This is a genomic window from Paraburkholderia sp. JHI2823 (assembly GCF_038900695.1).
GTDB lineage: Bacteria > Pseudomonadota > Gammaproteobacteria > Burkholderiales > Burkholderiaceae > Paraburkholderia > Paraburkholderia mimosarum.
Map to the genome: position 1 here is coordinate 106,782 of NZ_JAYMRY010000001.1, position 17,535 is coordinate 124,316.

The window sequence follows — 17,535 nt, forward strand, 5'->3', positions numbered from 1 at the left end:
GACGGCTGACCGCCCGGCAATCGGGTCAAGCTGCGGCAGCCTCACGCGGCTGCATGCGCGCAACGCCTGCACGGTCGAGCAGCGCTTCCAGCTCGTTCGCATCGTGCGCCACGCCGGCGACATAGCGGTCGGGCCGCAACAGCACGGCGCGTGCGCCCGCGTCTGCGAGCCAGGCCCGCAGCACATCGCACGTGGCCGGCACGACCGCCACGCGCTCGCCCTGAGCTTCCGAAAGCGCGTCTTGCGCACGACGGGCCAACGCTTCATCGGCTAGCAGTGCGAAGCGATAGCCCACGCGATCGTCGAAACGCGAACCATCTTCGAGCAGGGGCTGCGGTCCGATCTGGCCTCCAGCGGCGCCCGCATGCCAACCGGGCCCCAGACGCGGCTGCGGCGTGCGGAACTCGCGAATCGCCGCAGTCATCTCGCGATCTCGCGCGGCAACGGTGTCGCTGTCGGTCGCCTGGATCACGCCGCCCAGCTGCACCGCCGTTTCGATGAACGTGCGCACGTGCGGCTCGCGCTCGCTCTCGTAGGTGTCGAGCAGCGTATCGGGCAGTACGCCGTCGATCACGTCGGCGAGCTTCCACGCGAGGTTCGCGGCGTCGCGTATGCCGGCCGCCATGCCCTGCCCCATGAACGGCGGCGTCTGGTGCGCGGCGTCGCCCGCGATCAGCAGCCTGCCGCGGCGCCAGCCCTGCGCGATCACCGAATGGAACGTGTAGATGGCCGAGCGTTCGAGTTGCGCGTCCTCCGGTGTGATCCAGCGCGCGAGGCGCTCCCAGATCCATGCGTGCGTGCCGATGAGGCGCTCGTCGTCGCCGGGCATCACCATGATTTCCCAGCGGCGGCGGTTATGCGGCCCGCGCGTGTAGGTGGTCGGGCGAGCGGGGTCGCAGTACTGGATCGAGTAGTCGCCCAGATCGGCGCGCTCGCGCTCGAGCAGCACGTCCACCACGACCCAGCGCTCGTGCGATTTCAGATCGGCCAGCTCCGTGCCGATGAAGCGGCGCACCGTCGAGCGCGCACCATCGCAGCCCACCACGTAGCGCGCCGTCGTTTGCGCTAGACGCCCTTGCGCGGTGTCTTCGAAGCGGATACGCACGTGGCCGTCGCATTCGTCGAGTGCGAACACCTCGTGACGCAGGCGCACATCGGCTGCGCCGCGCTCGCAAAGTTGCGCGCGCAACGCACGTTCGAGATCCGGCTGATGAAACTTGTAACTCGCGCACCAGCCCTGCGGGCCAATGCCGCCCGGACGGCTCCAGTCGATCATGAGCTCGCCGCGCGCGTTTACGAACTTCATGCCCGGCCCGACGAAGAGATCGGGCAGCAGCGCCTGCGCGACACCAGCGGTCTGGAACACCCGCATGCACTCGCCGTCGAAGTGCACCGCGCGCGGCAGTTGAAATACGTCCTTGTCGCGCTCGAACACCACCACGCTCATACCGCGCAGCGCGAGCAGATTGGCGAGCGTCGCACCGGTCGGCCCGAAGCCGACGATCGCGACGTCGTAATCGGGCGCCGGTCTCTGTGGAACCGATTCGCATACCGAATTAATCACGATGTCCCTCCTTCCATTCACCTGATACGTAGTCAATGCGTGAAAGACTGCGCGGCCCGCCAAATTGGGGGCCGCGCTCCACGCCTCATGCTTCGTCCGCGACCGGATTCGTCAGCGTGCCGATACAATCCACCTCGACTTCCACCACGTCGCCCTGCTTCATGAAGAGCGGCGGATTGCGCTTCGCACCCACGCCACCGGGCGTGCCGGTCACGATCACGTCGCCGGGGAAAAGTGGCGTGAAAGTGGAGAGATACGCGATCTGCTTCGCGATGCCATGAATCAGCATCTCCGTGGTCGCGCGCTGCACCTCCTGACCGTTCAGGCGCGTGACGAGCGTCATCAGCGCGTTCGGCTCGATCTCGTCACTCGTGACCATCCACGGGCCGAACGCGCCCGTGCGGTAGAAGTTCTTGCCGGGCCCCCATTGGCCCGTGTGGCGCTGCCAGTCGCGAATCGAGCCGTCGTTGTAGCAGCTGTAACCCGCGATATGGCGCCACGCATCGGCCTCGGCAATGCGACGGCCGCCCTCGCCGATGATCACGGCAATCTCGCCTTCATAGTCGAACTGGGTGGACTCGCGCGGGCGCAGCATCGGCTGCCCGGCGCCCACCTGCGAAGCCGGCAGACGCATGAAGATGACGGGCTGCTCGGTGGTTTCGCGATTGGTCTCCTTCACGTGCTCGGCGTAGTTCAGGCCCACGCAGAAGATCTGCTGCGGATTCGGAATGACCGGCTCCAGCGTGACCTCGGCGAGCGGATAGTCCCCCTTGCCTTCGCTCGCTGCGAGCTGTGCTTCGGCCAGCGCGCCCGCGGCGATCAGCGACTTGAGGTCCGCATAACGGCCGCCCAGGCGCTTCTTGAGGTCGAATACCGCGCCGTCGCGCACGACGCCGAACGACGAACCTTCATGGGTGGAAAAGCTGGCGAGTTTCATGTTGCTCCGCTGATAAAGAGTGAGTTCTTGATGGGGTCGAGACGCGCATTTTCTTGTGCGTTTATCGTATATTGAGAATACACTACGTAAAACACGCCCCACAACCTGATTTTTGTCGGGGTTTATCACTACTACTGGAGACAGCATGAATCTGCCGAAATCTGAACAAACCACGAAGCGAACCGGCCTCGCGCTCAGCCATATGGGCTTCTTCGTGAGCGACATGGCGAAGCTCGAAGACTTCTATACGCGGGTACTCGAATTCACGGTAACGGATCGTGGCACGCTGCCCTCGCCGCGCGGCACCGTCAGCCTTGTCTTTCTGAGCCGCGATCCCAAGGTGCATCACCAGATCGTGCTGGCGAGCGGCAGGCCCGAGCAGTTGGCGTTCAACCCGATCAACCAGATTTCACTGGAGGCGGACAGCCTCGCCACGCTCAAGCACTTTCACCGGCGCTTCGTGGAGGAAGGGATGGAGGAGATCGTTCCCGTCACGCACGGCAACGCCATTTCGTTCTATGCGCGCGATCCGGAAGGCAACCGGCTGGAGATATTCATCGACACACCGTGGTACGTGGACCAGCCGATGCGCGTGAGCGTGGACTTCACGCTGCCCGACGAGGCGTTGCTGGCCGAAGTCGAGCGCCATGCACGCACGTTGCCGGGCTTCCGGCCGCGCGCGGTGTGGGAGAGGGAGATGGCGGCGCGTATGGGGTTGGCGTGACGAGGTGGCGTGACGCCATCGCGTGACGCCATGCGCCCTCGCGCCCTCGCGCTGCTCAGGATTCGATCAGTGCGCGCACGCGCGTGGAGATCCGCGCCGCGGCGTCCTTCACGGCCTCGACCACGCGTTCGAGGTTGAAGAACGCCAGACGATGCTCGGGCACGACGAGCGCGAGCGCCGCCACGGCTTCGCCCGATGCATCGGTGAAGAGCGGCGAGGCGACGGCCGACATGCCCGCTTCGAGTTCGCCCTTCGAGAGATAGAAGCCCGCGCGGCGGATCTTGAGCAGGCTCGCACGAAATTCTTCGAGTGAAGTGCCGAGCCCGCTCGCGGCGATGTCTTCCGGGTACTGTTCGAACAGCGCGGCAAGCTTCGCCTTGGGAAACGTGGAGAGAATGGCCTTGGGCGCGGCGCCGAGAAATAGCGGACGCGGACGGCCTCGTCCATAGCGCAGATCGAACGCCGCGTCGTGGGTTTCGCGGTGCGTATCGACAAGCTCGTTGCCATACCAGCGCGACATGACGGCATCGAAACCGGACTGCTCGACGAGCTCGCGCATGATCGGCTGCCCCGCTTTGAGCAGCGGATCGGAAATGCGCAGATGGTAGTCGAGCGTGATGATGCGTGGCCCCAAACCGTATTCGCCGCCCACGAATCGCAACAGCATGCCGGTATCGACCAGCTCACGCAGATAGCGGTAAGCGGTCGGCACGGAGCATTGCAGTTCGGCCGCCACCTGTTCGGCGGAAAGAAAAGGCCGCGCCTCGGAAAAGAGTTCGAGGATGGACAGCAGTTTCGCAATGCTCGACAAAGGCCGGTCTCCGCTCACGTCTTGGGGTGGCCAATTATAGCGGCGCGCTTGCGCGCCATCGCGCCCCGAGAATCTGGCGGCGCCATGCAAAAACCGCCGCAGGGGCGGCCTACGCTTTGTGCGTGGCCCCCTTGCGGCGGTCGGCATGACTTACCGGCTCCTATGCGCAGCGCCTCCTCAGACGAAATTTGCCTGACATCATGGAAGCGCGACGCATCTGCGGCATAGCGTCACTGCATATGCTGGCCGCCATTGATAGGAATATTTGCGCCCGTCACGAAGCCTGCCTCGTCCGAGCACAGAAAAAGCACCAGCGCCGCGACTTCGCCCGGATTGCCAAGACGGCCCATCGGAATCTGCGGCAGGATCTTGGTGTCGAGAATGTCCTGCGGAATGGCGGTCACCATTTTCGTGGCGAGATAACCCGGTGAAATGGTGTTCACGGTCACGCCCTTGCGCGCCACTTCCAGCGCCAGCGACTTCGTGAAGCCGTGCATGCCGGCCTTCGCGGCCGCATAGTTGGTTTGACCGACCGAACCCTTCGAGCCGTTCACCGACGAAATATTGATGATGCGGCCCCACTGCCGCTCGACCATGCCGTCGCACAGCGGCTTCGAGATATTGAAGATCGAGTCGAGGTTGGTGCGCAGCACGGCGTCCCAGTTGACCTTGTCGAGCTTGCGGAACGTCATGTCGCGCGTAATGCCCGCGTTGTTCACGAGAATATCGACAGGCCCGATCTCGCTCTGGATCTTCGCCGCGCCGCGCTGGCACGAATCGTAATCGGCTACGTCCATGCCATATGCATGAAACTCGCGGTCCGTTTCTTTCATCCGGGCGAGCCAGTCCTTCGCCCCGGCGTTATCCGGCGAATGCGTCACGACGACGCGATAGCCCGCATCGTGAAGCTTCACGCTGATGGCCTCGCCAAGGCCCCCCATGCCGCCCGTTACCAATGCAATACGATTAGTCATCCTATATACCTGCGAGAGATCTATTTAAAAGAATTTGTGGCATCACCTGAGTAGATTGACACCACATTCGCCGTTGTCCTGCTTCCTCTTTCCACCCAAGACGAAGACAAGACTGAGACCGCGCGGCTTCTAGTCAGCTTTTATATTGCGCGTGGTTGCTGCTACTGACGGCTCGCCGTTGCTTGCGCACGGCGAGCCGCTTACTACCCGGTTAATGCTCTGCTGCTGCCTCGAAAAGAGGATCGAGCAGAGTCAATCGGCTATCAAGCGGAATTAAGCACGCTCGAGCGCGAGCGCCACGCCCATGCCGCCGCCGATGCACAGCGAGGCCAGACCGCGCTTCGCGTCGCGGCGCTGCATTTCGTGCAGCAGCGTCACGAGAATGCGGCAGCCCGACGCGCCGATCGGGTGACCGATCGCAATCGCCCCGCCGTTCACGTTGATCTTCGACGTGTCCCAGCCCATCTGCTTGTTCACCGCGAGCGCCTGCGCCGCGAACGCCTCGTTGATCTCCATCAGATCGAGATCGTTCACCGTCCAGCCCGCACGCTCCAGACAGCGCGTCGACGCCGGCACCGGGCCCATGCCCATCACCTTCGGGTCCACCCCGCCGCTCGCGTACGCCTTGATGCGCGCGAGCGGCGTGAGCCCCAGCGCCTCGGCCTTCTTCGCCGACATCACCACGACCGCCGCCGCGCCGTCGTTGATGCCCGACGCGTTGGCCGCCGTCACCGTACCTTCCTTCGAGAACGCGGGCTTCAGGCCCGCGAGCGAGTCGGCCGTCACGCCGTGGCGCACGAACTCGTCGGTGGCGAACTGCAGCGGCTCGCCCTTGCGCTGCGGAATCGCCACCGGCACGATCTCGGCGTCGAAGCGCCCCGCCTTCTGCGCGGCTTCAGCCTTGTTCTGCGAGAGCGCCGCGAAGGCATCCTGCTCTTCGCGCGTGATGCCGTATTCCTTCGCGACGTTTTCCGCCGTCACGCCCATGTGGTACTGGTTGTAGACGTCCCACAGGCCGTCCACGATCATGCTGTCGATGAGCTTCGCGTCGCCCATGCGGAACCCGTCGCGCGAGCCCGGCAGCACGTGCGGCGCCGCGCTCATGTTCTCCTGGCCGCCGGCCACCACGATCTCCGAGTCGCCCGCGATGACCGCGTTGGCCGCGAGCATCACCGCCTTCAGGCCCGAGCCGCACACCTTGTTGATCGTCATCGCGGGAACCGCCGTGGGCAGGCCCGCCTTGATCGACGCCTGGCGCGCCACGTTCTGGCCCGCACCGGCCGTGAGCACCTGGCCCATGATCACGTCGCTCACCTGCCCGGGGCTCACGCCCGCGCGCTCGAGCGCCGCCTTGATGACGATCGCGCCCAGGTCGGGCGCCGCCACCTTCGCCAGCGAACCGCCGAATTTGCCTACCGCCGTGCGTGCGGCCGAAACGATCACGATATCAGTCATTTCCAGATCCTCCGGGCGATTGGAAGTTGCTGCCCCGCCCGTCAAGTTGTTAATCCGATTTCCGCAGCAAGTGCGTTAGTCGCGCTGCTGCACGTAGCGCCCCGGCGCCGGCTCGATCTCGGGGAATTCCGCCGAGCCGGCTTGCGCATGCGGCTTCACCTTCTTGCCGCCATACTGATCGAGCCATTCGGCCCAGGTCGGCCACCAGCTGCCCGGCTTTTCCTCGGCAGCAGCGAACCAGTCGTCGGCCTCTTCGGGCAGATGCTTCGCGTCGGCTTCGATGGTCCAGAAGCTGCGCTTGTTCTTCGAAGGCGGATTGATCACGCCCGCGATATGGCCCGACGCTCCGAGCACGAACTTCAGCGGCCCGGAGAGGAGCGGCACCGATGCATACGCCGTGCGCCACGGTACGATGTGATCCTCGCGCGAACCGTAGATAAAAGTCGGCACGTCGATGCGCGAAAGGTCCACTTCCTCGCCGCACACCGTGAGCGCGCCCGGCTCGCGCAGTTTGTTCTCGAGATAGGTATTGCGCAGGTACCACGCGTACATCGGCCCCGGCAGGCTCGTGGAATCGCTGTTCCAGAACAGCAGGTCGAACGGCGCGGGCGTGCGCCCCTTCAGGTAGTTGTCGACGACGTAGTTCCAGACCAGATCGTTGGGCCGCAGGAACGAGAATGCGTTCGCGAACTCGACGCCGCGCATGAGCCCCGGCGCGCTGCCATTCTTGCCCCCGATGGTCTGTTCGCGCATCTGCACATGCGCTTCGTCGACGAACACGTCGAGCACGCCCGTATCGGCGAAATCGAGCATCGCCGTAAGCAGCGTCATCGACGAAACGGGATGCTCGCCGCGCGCGGCCGCGACGGCCAGCGCCGTGGCGAGCAGCGTGCCGCCCACGCAGAAGCCGAGCGTGTTGATCTGCTCGCGGCCGCTGATGCTGCGCGTCGTGTCGATGGCCGTGAGCACGCCTTCCTGCACGTAATCGTCCCAGGTTTTATGCGCGATCGACGCGTCACCGTTGTGCCAGGAGACGAGGAACACCTGCTGCCCCTGCTCCAGCGCATAGGCGACGAGCGAGTTCTCGGGCTGCAGGTCCAGGATGTAGTACTTGTTGATGCACGGCGGCACGATCAGAAGCGGCCGTTCGCGCACCGTGGCCGTGCGCGGCTTGTACTGAATCAACTGAAAGAGCGCGTTCTCGAACACCACCGAGCCCTCGGTGGTCGCGAGATTGCGGCCCACCACGAAGCGCGATTCGTCGGTTTGCGAGATCTTGCCGCGCGTGATGTCGCCGAGCAGGTTCATCACGCCCTGACGCAGACTCTCGCCCTTGCTTTCGAGCAATGCGTTCTGCGCGTCGGGGTTGAGTGCGAGGAAGTTGCTGGGCGACGCCGCCGCGGTCCACTGCTGGACGGCGAAGCGAATGCGCTCGCGCGTTTTCGGATCGGTGTCGATCGCGTCGACGAGTTCATGCAGGTAGCGCGCATTGAGCAGGTACCACGCGGCCGTGAACGCATAGCCGGGCGTCGCCTTCCAGGCGTCGGAGCTGAAGCGCTTGTCCTTGAGATCCGGCGGCTTCGGTGTTGCATCGGTAGCCTGGCGCAGCAAATCGAGTGCATCGCGCGAATATTCCGACTGCAGATGCTGAAGGCGCGTGGGTTCGATCGACGCCGTAGGAAGCTTCAAGGCCTCGAACGGGTTCGCCATGCCGAACGGCGTGGCACCGCTGAAGGGGTTCACTCCGGCGAAGGGGTTGGCTTCGCCAAAGGGCCTGGGCGCACTGAAGGGATTGTTCGGCGCACCGTTGGCGGGTGGCCACCAGTTGCCTGCGAGGCCGCCGAGCGGCGCCTGCTGCGCTGCGCCGCCCGCCTGCTGCGCGGCATTCAAGGCGCTCTTCCACGCGTTCGTCCACGCGTCGAGATACTGCTGCATGCTGGCTGCGTCAGGAGCGAAAGGCTGAGTGAAGCGCGTTGCACCATCAGTTGAAGCGCCCGTGCCCGGGGCAGTTTTGGAACGTTGAGATGCCGTCATGCCTGCTTTTGACCGATGTGTCCCGAAGGACTGGTTGAGAGGCAGGTGGGTACGCATACGGGCGCCGTTGCGGCGCTCGTCACGTCCTGTCCCGTGGGTGAAAGGACATTCTTGCTCCCCATTGCAAAGCGTGTCAATGCTTGTGCCCGATTTTGCCGCAGCGCGATATTTTTTTAATTATCGTTTTCCCGATGTAATCAATTGTTTAACCCGCGCGACACATCGTTGTGCGTCCCGGCGCACAAAAATCCGCCGCCTCCGCAAGCGCTTGCCATTCGAGGGAGCGTTCAGGGATTTCACGCTCCGGGCATTTGCACGGCGGCAGCGGGGCTTCGATGCGGTGCAGCAAAAATAGCCTGATATGGGTCAACCCTGGAGCCAGATCAGTGCCGCCATCCGGCCGGTGATGCGGTCCCGCCGATACGAATAGAAGCGCTCGCGCTGCGAAACCGTGCACATGTCGCCACCGCTCACGCGCCGTATGCCGAGCGCGTCGAGCCGCAGCCGCGCGAGTGCGGTGAGATCGGCGAGGAATTTGCCGCTTGCCTCGGGGCGCGCGACGAAAGCCGCAGCGGTGGCTGCACGATGAACCTCGCGTTGCGCCGTCTCAAGACGCTCTACGTGGGACATGAAGGCCTCGCGCACTTCTGCGCCGACCTCGAAGGCCGTGGGCCCGATCGCGGGGCCGAGGTACGCATGCAGATCGGCAGGCGAACAGCCCGCGAGCGCAGCGACGCGCTCGGCCGTGCGCTCGATGACGCCCGCGGCCAGTCCGCGCCAGCCCGCGTGCGCGGCGCCCACGGCACGGCCCGCGCCATCGCAGAGCAGGACGGGCATGCAGTCGGCCACCATCACCGTGCAGGCAATGCCGGGCTCGGCCGTCACGCTCGCATCGGCTTCGAGCGGTGCGCCCGCGCGCGCGGCGGCGAGCGCCGCGGCGGCATCGACCACGATCGGACCGTGGACTTGCTTGAGCCACGCAGCAGGCACGCCCGCAAGTGCGAGCAGCCGTTCGCGGTTCGCCTCGACATGCGCCAGATCGTCGCCGCAACCGCGCCCGAGGTTCAGACCGCCGGGCAGCTCGATGCCCTCGTCAGCCGCAGCGCCCTGTTCTGCCTGCGTCGCCTGCCAGCGCCCGAAAGGCGGCTCGCTCACGCCACCGTTGCGTGTCGTCACCAGCGCGCGCACGCGCGGCGAAACCTGCCAGTCGGGGTGCAGCAAATCGGCGGATGTCAGTTCCGGGCAGGTCGTCATGCGTGCTTGTCCTCGTCTTGCTGATCGTCTTCTTCGTAGTCGTCTTCGTCGCTGCCGATCACATAGCCTTCATCGGTGTAGGCGCTGTCGAACATGTCGTCATCGAAGCCGGGTTCGTCGTCTTCCTCGCTGCCGAAGCCGAGCGCCTCGATCAGCGCATCCATGTCGTCGGGGACTTCGGCGCGCCATTGCATCGAACGGCCCGTCACCGGATGGACGAGGCCAAGGCGCCAGGCGTGCAGCGCCTGGCGCGCAAAACCGTCGGGCAACGCCGCCACCGAGCGCTTGCCGCGCGCATGGCCGTACACGGGGTCGCCCAGCAGCGGATGGCCGATGTGCGCGCAATGCACGCGGATCTGGTGGGTGCGGCCCGTTTCCAGGTCGCAATGGATCGCGCTCACGGGCTGGTTCTGCCACACCGTCTTGTCGATGCGCCGGAAGTGCGTGCGCGCGGGCTTGCCCGCCGCGCCCTTGACGACGGACATACGCGTGCGCTCGCGCGGATCGCGGCCGATCGGCGCGTCGATCGTGCCTTTGTCGGGCATGTTGCCCCAAACGAGCGCGAGGTAGCGGCGCTTGACCGTGCGCGCCTGCAACTGGCGCACGAGATCGGTCTGCGCTTCGAGCGTGCGGGCGACGACCATCAGGCCGGAGGTCTCCTTGTCCAGACGATGGACGATGCCCGCGCGCGGCAGGCCCGCCGCGGCTTCGCCGTAGCGGTGCAGAAGGCCGTTGAGGAGCGTGCCGCTCCAGTTGCCCGCCGCCGGATGCACGACGAGCCCCGCTGGCTTGTTGATGACGACGATCGCGTCGTCTTCGTACACGACGTCGAGCGGCACCGGCTCGGGCGTGAACGCGAGCTGCTCGGGCAGCAGGTCGGGCACGAGCTCGATGGTCGCGCCGAGCGGCACGGGCTGGCGCACCTTGGCCGGCTTGCCGTCCACGTGCACGCGCTGCTCTTCGATCCAGCCCTGCAGCCGGCTGCGCGAAAATTCGGGAAACAGTCTGGCGAGCACCTTGTCGAGCCGCTCGCCGGCCAGGTCATCTGGCACCTCGATCGAGCGCGGTGCTTCGCCGCCGCGCGTGCGCGGGGCGCCAACGGCGTCTTCTCCGGCGAGTTCATCCTCTAGCGCCTCGCTGGCGCCTGCGTCATCGGGCGCATCGCCCAGGCTATAATCGCTGATGCTGTTTTGGGCGCCGGGAGCGCCGGCCCCCGGAATAACTGAACGGGTCATTGAGTCTGGGTCACCTGTGGACCTGAAGCTGGACTGGATAAATGCGAGCCTTGAACACGATTACGAAACTGGCCCAACACGCAGTGGCCCGAAACGCAATGCGCGCGACGCGAGCACAGACGCTCGGCAAGATTGGCAACATGGTTCGGCTCGCTGCCTGCGGCGCCGCGCTCGCTGTCGTCGCGGCCTGCCACGGCCTGCCGGAAAAAACCGACGAAACGGCTGCGTGGAACAACAACAAATTATATACGGAGGCCCAGGACGCGCTCTCCGGCGGCGACTGGGGCAAGTGCGCGAAGTACTTCGAGGCGCTGCAGGGCCGCGACCCGTTCGGCCATTTCGCCCAGCAGGCGCAGATCAACGTTGCCTACTGCGACTGGAAGGACAACGAGAACGACGCTGCCGACCAGGCGATCAACCGCTTCATACAGTTGCACCCGGATCACCCGGACGTCGCCTACGCGTACTATCTCAAGGGCATGATCCACTTCAACGACGACCTCGGTCTGTTCGGCCGCTTCTCGGGCCAGGACATGAGCGAGCGCGACCCGAAGTCGCTGCGCGAGTCGTATGACGCATTCAAGGTCGTGGTCGACAAGTATCCGCAAAGCAAGTACGCACCGGACGCAGCGCAGCGCATGCGCTACATCGTGAACGCGCTGGCCTCGCACGAGGTGCACGCGGCCGATTACTACTATCGCCGCGGCGCCTATGTGGCGGCCATCAACCGCGCGCAGCTCGCGATCCAGGAGTACAAGAGCGCGCCGGCGATCGAAGACGCACTGCACATCATGATCCTGTCGTACCAGAAGCTCGATCAGCCGCAGCTCGCCGAAGACACGCGCCGCGTGCTCGCGGGCACCTTCCCGGACAGCCCGTACATCACCGGCCACGCGCGCCCCACCAAGGAAGACAAGTCCTGGTGGCAGATCTGGTGATCGCCGCGCCTCGTTGTCGAGGTGCGTCGAAACGCAAAACGCCACGGATTTCCGTGGCGTTTTTTTATTCAGCGACAACGCAGGCGTAACGCCTGCGCTGCGTGGACATCTTCAATCGCGTTCGAACAGCGCGATCGACTCCACGTGCGACGTGTGCGGGAACATGTTGACGACGCCCGCGCCCTTGAGCCGGTAGCCGGCCTCGTTGACGAGCACCCCGGCATCGCGCGCCAGCGTCCCAGGGCTGCACGAGACGTACACGATGCGCCTCGGCAGCGGACCCTCGCCGCTCTGCGCGATTTCCGCGAGCGCCTGGCAAACGGCAAGCGCGCCTTCGCGCGGCGGGTCGACGAGGAACTTGTCGAAGCGGCCCAGCGCGCGCATGTCGTCGGCGGTGACTTCGAACAGGTTGCGGCATGCAAACGACGTATGACCGTCCACGCCGTTGGCACGGGCGTTCTCCAGCGCGCGGGCGGTCAGCGTATCGCTGCCTTCGATGCCCACGACTTCGCGCGCGAGACGCGCGAGCGGCAGCGTGAAGTTGCCGATACCGCAGAACAGGTCGAGCACGCGATCGCCCGGCTCCGGCGCGAGCAGGCGCAGCGCGCGGCCCACCAGCACGCGGTTGATCTGGTGGTTGACCTGCGTGAAGTCCGTCGGCTTGAACGGCATGCGGATGCCGAACTCCGGCAGCGTGTAGTCCAGTGCCTTGTCGAGCGGATAGAACGGGAACACGGAATCCGGGCCCTTCGGCTGCAGCCAGAACTGCACGTTGTGTTCGTCGGCGAAGGCGCGCAGCAGGGCTTCGTCGGCTGCCGTGAGCGGCTCGAGAATACGCAGCACGAGCGCCGTCACGCTCGAACCGACGGCAAGCTCGATCTGCGGCATGCGATCGCGAATCGACAGCGCCGCCACGAGATGGCGCAGCGGCACGAGCATCGCCGACACGTGCGGCGGCAGCACTTCACAGCTCGTCATGTCGACCACGTAGCTGCTCTTCTTCTCGTGGAAGCCCACCAGCACGCCACCCTTCTTCGGCACGTTGCGCACCGTGAGGCGCGCGCGATAGCGGTAGCCCCACGACGGGCCGTGAATCGGCCGGAACATCGTCTCCGAACGGACCTTCGAGATGTGCAGGAGGTTGTCCTCGAGCACGCGCTGCTTGACGGCGATCTGCGCGCGCACGTCGAGATGCTGCATCGAGCAGCCCCCGCAGGTGCCGAAAAACGCGCACTTCGGCTTCGTGCGGATCGCGCTCTCGCGCAGCACGTTCACCACCTGCGCCTGTTCGAACGTGGGCTTCTTGCGATAGCTCAGGTAGGTCACGCGCTCGCCCGGCAGCGCGCCCTCGACGAAGATGACCTTGCCGGGCTCGCCCGTCTCGGTGACGGTGCGGCCGACGCCGCGCGCCTCCATGTCGAGCGACTCGATCTCGAGAATGGGGGCATGAGCGACCGAGGCTTCAATCGCGGCGCGCTTTTCGGCGCGGCGTTCGCGCTTGCTGCGTTTCTTCGCGGGAGCGGACGGCACGTGCTCGGCCTGCACGGACGGGGCCTGAACAGGCTCGGCTTGAGGGTCGGGGGCAGCTTGAGACACCAGCGGTTTCCTGACTGACAATGAGTGAATTGTGGGCGAAGGCGAGATTGTAGTCGATGTCGGGACCGGCGCCCTCGACGCCCTTTTCGACTTCGTCGCCTCGGCCTCGCACTGATCGCTACAGCGATGCATGCTTCGGGCGCGCCATATGCGTTCACACTCCCGCCGCGCGCCAGAAAATATATGAAACAGCATGCCGGTAAAAACGGGCCAGGGTTGAACCTGCGTAGACCACCGCCGCGCCGGGCAAGGAGCACGAAGATGAAACTGGTGAGCTGGAATGTTCAATGGGGACGTGACGCCTCGGGCAACGTCGACCTTGCACGCACGGTGCGGGAGGCCCAGCGCCTCGCCGACTTCGACGTGCTGTGCCTGCAGGAAGTCACGCGCGGCTTTCGCGCGTTGCCGGGCGGCCCTGGCGACGATCAGTTCGCGGAACTCCGGACGCTGCTGCCCGGTTATACGGTGATCGAGGCGATCGGCGCCGATTTACCGGCATTGCCCAACGCCCAGGCCTCCAGTCAAAACGCGGCGCCCGCGCCGCGCCGCCAGTTCGGCAACGCACTCGCCACCCGCCTGCCCGTTGCGCAGGTTTTTCGCCACACCCTGCCGTGGCCTGCCGACTCGACTGCGCCGTCGATGCAGCGCGTCGCGCTCGAAGCGGTAGTCGATGCACCGGGCGGCGCGCTGCGGGTGCTGGTCACGCATCTGGAGTTCTATTCGCTGCGACAGCGGCTCGCGCAGGTTGACGAGCTGCGGCGCTTGCAGCAGGAAGCCGCCGATCATGCGGCGCACCCCGCACGCGCGGAAAACGACGTCGGCCCGTTCGCGCGCACCGCGCGGCCTGCCGCCGCGATCGTCTGCGGCGACTTCAACAGCGCGTGGGGCAGCGAGGCGTACACGCGCATGCTCGAGCCCCTCGCGGGCAGCCCCGCCTTCATCGACGCGTGGATGGCGCTCCACCCCGGCGCGACGCCGCCGCACACGGCGGGCGTGTATGACACGGCGCAATGGTCGGATGGGCCGCTCACGTGCGATTTCGTCTTTGTCACCGAGGATTTGCGAGCGCGCCTGCGTCGGTGCGAGATAGACGGCCTGACCCAGGCTTCGGATCACCAGCCGATCGTGCTCGAACTGGATTGACGGTAGTCGGTGGGCCGCGCGGCCGTTCGGTGTTCAGCGCTCGAATGCGCTCAAGTACTCGCCCCAATGCGGTGCGGTCTCCGCCGCGAGCGACTGCTTCACAAACTCGATCTCATCCGCATATTCGCGCTCGGTGAATCCACCGCGCATCATCTGAAACCGGCAATAGAGCAGGTAGGTGTTGACGACGTCGGTTTCGCAATAATTGCGGATCTCCTCGATGCGGCCTTGCTGGAACGCCGTCCACACCTGGCCGCCATCCATGCCGAGCTTGCCGGGAAAACCGCAGAGCTTCGCGAGCGCGTCGAGCGGCGCATTCGCGCGCGGCTGGTACATCGCGAGCAGATCCATCAAGTCCGTATGCCGCGTGTGGTAGCGGCTGATGTAGTTGTTCCACTTGAACTCGCGGTCCTCGTCGCCCATTTCCCAGTAGCGCACGGCGCGAATGCCGTGCACGAGCGCACGATAGTGCAGCACCGGCAAGTCGAAGCCGCCGCCGTTCCAGGACACGAGTTGCGGCGAGTACTTTTCGATCGTGCGATAGAACGAGTCGATCAGGCGTGCTTCGCCGTCTTCGGGCGTGCCGAGCGAGCGCACACGGAAACCCTGCCCGTCGCGAAACACGCACGAGATCGCGGCCACGCGCTGCAGATGATGCGGCAAGAAATCGCTGCCGGTCTTCTCGCGGCGTGCCGCGAAGGCATGCTCGGCCACTTCGGTGTCGGTGAGCGAGGCGGGCAGATCTTCCAGACGGCGAATGCCGTCGACATCGGGAATCGTCTCGATGTCGAATACGAGTACGGGAACTGTCATTCAGTCGGACTGCGAGGTGTTAGAGAACGGCGTCTTTGCGCACGCCGTTCGAAGCGAAAAAGCGCTTGAGGCGCACCAGCGCTTCCTGCTGGATCTGCCGCACGCGCTCGCGGGTGAGGCCCATTTCGTCGGCCAGCTCTTCGAGCGTGGCCGGCTCGATATGGTTCAGCCCGAAGCGCCGCTCGATGACGTGGCGATGCTTGTCGGATAACCGCCCGAGCCACGCGCGTGTAAGCGTTTCCAGTTCGCGATGCTGCACTTCCGCATCGGGCGACTGGCTCTGGTCGTCGGAGAGCAGGTCCAGCAGGCTGCTGGCCGGGTCGAGGTCGAGCGGCGCATCGAGCGATGCCGTGTGCTCGTTGAGCGCGAGAATGTCGGTGACTTCCTCGGTGGTCTTGCCCGTGAGGTAAGCGATGTCGTCGATGCTCGCGTCGCGCCGCTCCGAGGCCGAGTCGGCGTTGAGCGAGTTCTTCTCCAGATGGCGCTTCGCGCGCAGCACCTGGTTCAGTTCGCGAATCACGTGCACCGGCAGACGCACCGTGCGCGCCTGGTTCATGATCGCGCGTTCGATGCTCTGGCGGATCCACCAGGTGGCATACGTCGAGAAGCGGAAGCCGCGTGTCGGATCGAACTTCTCTATCGCGTGCATGAGACCGAGATTGCCCTCCTCGATCAGATCGAGCAGCGGCACGCCGCGATTGAGATACCCCTTGGCAATGCTGACCACGAGGCGCAGATTGCGCTCGATCATGACCTGGCGCGCCTCGAACTCACCCGCCTTGGCAAGGCGCGAGTAGCGCTGCTCTTCCTCGACGGTGAGCAGCGGCTTCACGCTGATCCGGTTCAGATAATGCTGAATGGTGTCGGCCGTGAGTTCGGCCTGCAGCATGGCGCGGAAATCGTCGGCATCGGGCGCGGCATCGGCGGCTTCGGCACCCTCGCCCGCACCGCCTTCGTCGGTCGCGGAATCGCGCTCTTCCGGCTCGTCGCGCTCTTCGCGCTCGTCATAGTCACGGCTGCTTCCAGGCTCGGGCAACGCGTCGTCGTCGCCCGACTGCGCGCCGTCCTCCACCGAAACCTGGGCGGCTTGGCTGTCAGACTCGGATTGCTGCAGACGGCGCTTCGATTTCGGCATAGTCGGCTCGCTTTATTGCGGCGGCAAGTACTTCAGTGGGTCGACGGGCTTGCCCTGACGGCGTACTTCGAAATGCAGCATCACCCTGTCTGAGTCGGTATTGCCCATTTCCGCGATCTTCTGACCTTTGGTGACTGCATCCCCTTCTTTTACCATCAAAGCCCGGTTGTGTGCGTACGCGGTCAGAAACGTCGCGTCATGCTTGATGATAATGAGATTGCCGTAACCGCGCAGCCCATTTCCGGCATAAACCACGCGTCCGTCGCCTGCTGCCTTGACGGAATCGCCCGGCGCACCACCGATATTGATGCCCTTGTTCTTCGAATCGTCGAAGCCGTTGAGCACCGGACCACGCACCGGCCATGCAAGCGCGATGTTGCCCGGCGCCGCGGCCATGTCGCCGCCGCTCGCAGCCGGCTGGGGAGGCACCGCGGCAGACGGCGCCGCTGCATTCGCACCCGAACCGTAGATCGGCGGCTGCGCCGGCCCTCCTGCTGCCGGCGCGCCCGGCGCCGCGCCCACGCCCGGAACCGGCGCGGTCACGACACCTGGCGTGTATGCCGACGCCGTGCCCGCACCAGGCGGCACCACGCGCAGCAACTGATCTACCTCGATCTGGTTCGGATTGGTGAGATTGTTCCACGTCGCGATGTCGCGATAATTCTGGCCGTTTTCGAGCGCAATCCTATAGAGAGTGTCGCCCGGCTTCACCCGGTAATATCCCGGAGGCGGCGGCCCGAGCGGCACAGGTGGCTGCGCCGCCGTGCCCAGCGGCGCCGTGCGGTCGACGACGGGCGCCTGATCGAGTCGCGTGGCGCATGCGGTCAGAAGACAGAGCGCGATGACCGAAGCGCCACGAGCGGCTGCGGTCAGATCGACAGTCAGGCGGTTTCTTTGGATCGCGCGCAACATACTCATCGGA

15 protein-coding genes are annotated in these 17,535 nt (G+C 65.3%); 3 read left to right on the forward strand and 12 right to left on the reverse strand.

All coding sequences use genetic code 11. The features are described 5' to 3' along the window. Nucleotides 1–25: 25 nt before the first annotated feature. A complete protein-coding gene (locus tag VSR34_RS00435; protein WP_028232166.1) occupies nucleotides 26–1,564 on the reverse strand; it encodes a bifunctional 3-(3-hydroxy-phenyl)propionate/3-hydroxycinnamic acid hydroxylase in 1,539 nt (512 codons plus the stop codon). Between the two features lie 85 nt (nucleotides 1,565–1,649). Beyond that, nucleotides 1,650–2,501, reverse strand: coding sequence for a fumarylacetoacetate hydrolase family protein (locus tag VSR34_RS00440; protein WP_028213486.1), 852 nt, complete (start codon nucleotides 2,499–2,501; stop codon nucleotides 1,650–1,652). 145 nt (nucleotides 2,502–2,646) lie between these two features. Between VSR34_RS00440 and VSR34_RS00445 the strand changes: the two genes are divergently transcribed. Beyond that, on the forward strand, nucleotides 2,647–3,225 hold the full coding sequence (locus VSR34_RS00445) for a VOC family protein (RefSeq protein WP_342961589.1): 579 nt from the start codon (nucleotides 2,647–2,649) through the stop codon (nucleotides 3,223–3,225). A 55-nt stretch (nucleotides 3,226–3,280) separates the two neighbouring features. Here the strand turns inward: VSR34_RS00445 and VSR34_RS00450 are convergent, their stop codons facing one another. The 6 genes from VSR34_RS00450 to VSR34_RS00475 form a co-directional block, all read right to left on the reverse strand. Continuing rightward, nucleotides 3,281–4,036 carry an IclR family transcriptional regulator gene (locus VSR34_RS00450; RefSeq protein WP_028213488.1) on the reverse strand — a complete coding sequence of 252 codons (756 nt, stop codon included), beginning with the start codon at nucleotides 4,034–4,036 and terminating at the stop codon, nucleotides 3,281–3,283. A gap of 230 nt (nucleotides 4,037–4,266) precedes the next feature. Continuing rightward, nucleotides 4,267–5,010, reverse strand: coding sequence for an acetoacetyl-CoA reductase (phbB, locus tag VSR34_RS00455; RefSeq protein ID WP_342961590.1), 744 nt, complete (start codon nucleotides 5,008–5,010; stop codon nucleotides 4,267–4,269). Between the two features lie 273 nt (nucleotides 5,011–5,283). Further along, entirely contained in the window at nucleotides 5,284–6,465 is a 1,182-nt protein-coding gene (locus VSR34_RS00460; RefSeq protein ID WP_042291150.1) for an acetyl-CoA C-acetyltransferase, read from the reverse strand. Between the two features lie 75 nt (nucleotides 6,466–6,540). Next, on the reverse strand, nucleotides 6,541–8,499 hold the full coding sequence (gene phaC, locus VSR34_RS00465) for a class I poly(R)-hydroxyalkanoic acid synthase (RefSeq protein ID WP_342961591.1): 1,959 nt from the start codon (nucleotides 8,497–8,499) through the stop codon (nucleotides 6,541–6,543). A 366-nt stretch (nucleotides 8,500–8,865) separates the two neighbouring features. Further along, nucleotides 8,866–9,753: a peptidoglycan editing factor PgeF gene (pgeF, locus tag VSR34_RS00470; RefSeq protein ID WP_342961592.1), complete on the reverse strand. Its 888-nt coding sequence runs from the start codon at nucleotides 9,751–9,753 to the stop codon at nucleotides 8,866–8,868. Continuing rightward, nucleotides 9,750–10,988, reverse strand: coding sequence for an RluA family pseudouridine synthase (locus tag VSR34_RS00475; RefSeq protein WP_342961593.1), 1,239 nt, complete (start codon nucleotides 10,986–10,988; stop codon nucleotides 9,750–9,752). Before VSR34_RS00475 ends, pgeF begins: the two co-directional genes overlap by 4 nt. A gap of 140 nt (nucleotides 10,989–11,128) precedes the next feature. Between VSR34_RS00475 and VSR34_RS00480 the strand changes: the two genes are divergently transcribed. After that, nucleotides 11,129–11,926 (forward strand): outer membrane protein assembly factor BamD, encoded by a 798-nt coding sequence (locus VSR34_RS00480; protein WP_174480078.1) that lies wholly within the window; start codon nucleotides 11,129–11,131, stop codon nucleotides 11,924–11,926. Between the two features lie 111 nt (nucleotides 11,927–12,037). On the opposite strand, the gene rlmD is transcribed toward VSR34_RS00480, so the two are convergent. After that, a complete protein-coding gene (gene rlmD, locus VSR34_RS00485; RefSeq protein ID WP_342961772.1) occupies nucleotides 12,038–13,393 on the reverse strand; it encodes a 23S rRNA (uracil(1939)-C(5))-methyltransferase RlmD in 1,356 nt (451 codons plus the stop codon). A 390-nt stretch (nucleotides 13,394–13,783) separates the two neighbouring features. Here rlmD and VSR34_RS00490 point away from each other — a divergent pair, with 390 nt between their 5' ends. Next, the gene (locus VSR34_RS00490) at nucleotides 13,784–14,665 is read left to right on the forward strand and encodes an endonuclease/exonuclease/phosphatase family protein (protein ID WP_342961594.1); all 882 of its coding nucleotides are present in this window, start codon (nucleotides 13,784–13,786) and stop codon (nucleotides 14,663–14,665) included. A gap of 33 nt (nucleotides 14,666–14,698) precedes the next feature. On the opposite strand, the gene VSR34_RS00495 is transcribed toward VSR34_RS00490, so the two are convergent. Genes VSR34_RS00495 through VSR34_RS00505 form a run of 3 tightly spaced genes read right to left on the reverse strand, consistent with a single transcriptional unit; the run spans nucleotide 14,699 to nucleotide 17,531 of the window. Continuing rightward, complete coding sequence (locus VSR34_RS00495) at nucleotides 14,699–15,478, reverse strand: 3'-5' exonuclease (protein WP_028209908.1); 780 nt, start codon at nucleotides 15,476–15,478, stop codon at nucleotides 14,699–14,701. Nucleotides 15,479–15,497: 19 nt separating this feature from the next. Beyond that, a complete protein-coding gene (gene rpoS, locus VSR34_RS00500; protein WP_028209909.1) occupies nucleotides 15,498–16,613 on the reverse strand; it encodes an RNA polymerase sigma factor RpoS in 1,116 nt (371 codons plus the stop codon). A 12-nt stretch (nucleotides 16,614–16,625) separates the two neighbouring features. After that, nucleotides 16,626–17,531: a peptidoglycan DD-metalloendopeptidase family protein gene (locus tag VSR34_RS00505; protein ID WP_028209910.1), complete on the reverse strand. Its 906-nt coding sequence runs from the start codon at nucleotides 17,529–17,531 to the stop codon at nucleotides 16,626–16,628. Nucleotides 17,532–17,535 lie beyond the last annotated feature (4 nt).

Bases quoted from the DNA above. Each gene is read 5' to 3' on its own strand.
- VSR34_RS00440 (WP_028213486.1), bottom strand. From the start codon at position 2,501: ATGAAACTCGCCAGCTTTTCCACCCATGAAGGTTCGTCGTTCGGCGTC.
- VSR34_RS00445 (WP_342961589.1), top strand. From the start codon at position 2,647: ATGAATCTGCCGAAATCTGAACAAACCACGAAGCGAACCGGCCTCGCG.
- phbB (WP_342961590.1), bottom strand. From the start codon at position 5,010: ATGACTAATCGTATTGCATTGGTAACGGGCGGCATGGGGGGCCTTGGC.
- VSR34_RS00460 (WP_042291150.1), bottom strand. From the start codon at position 6,465: ATGACTGATATCGTGATCGTTTCGGCCGCACGCACGGCGGTAGGCAAA.
- phaC (WP_342961591.1), bottom strand. From the start codon at position 8,499: ATGACGGCATCTCAACGTTCCAAAACTGCCCCGGGCACGGGCGCTTCA.
- pgeF (WP_342961592.1), bottom strand. From the start codon at position 9,753: ATGACGACCTGCCCGGAACTGACATCCGCCGATTTGCTGCACCCCGAC.
- VSR34_RS00475 (WP_342961593.1), bottom strand. From the start codon at position 10,988: ATGACCCGTTCAGTTATTCCGGGGGCCGGCGCTCCCGGCGCCCAAAAC.
- VSR34_RS00480 (WP_174480078.1), top strand. From the start codon at position 11,129: ATGGTTCGGCTCGCTGCCTGCGGCGCCGCGCTCGCTGTCGTCGCGGCC.
- VSR34_RS00490 (WP_342961594.1), top strand. From the start codon at position 13,784: ATGAAACTGGTGAGCTGGAATGTTCAATGGGGACGTGACGCCTCGGGC.
- VSR34_RS00495 (WP_028209908.1), bottom strand. From the start codon at position 15,478: ATGACAGTTCCCGTACTCGTATTCGACATCGAGACGATTCCCGATGTC.
- rpoS (WP_028209909.1), bottom strand. From the start codon at position 16,613: ATGCCGAAATCGAAGCGCCGTCTGCAGCAATCCGAGTCTGACAGCCAA.
- VSR34_RS00505 (WP_028209910.1), bottom strand. From the start codon at position 17,531: ATGAGTATGTTGCGCGCGATCCAAAGAAACCGCCTGACTGTCGATCTG.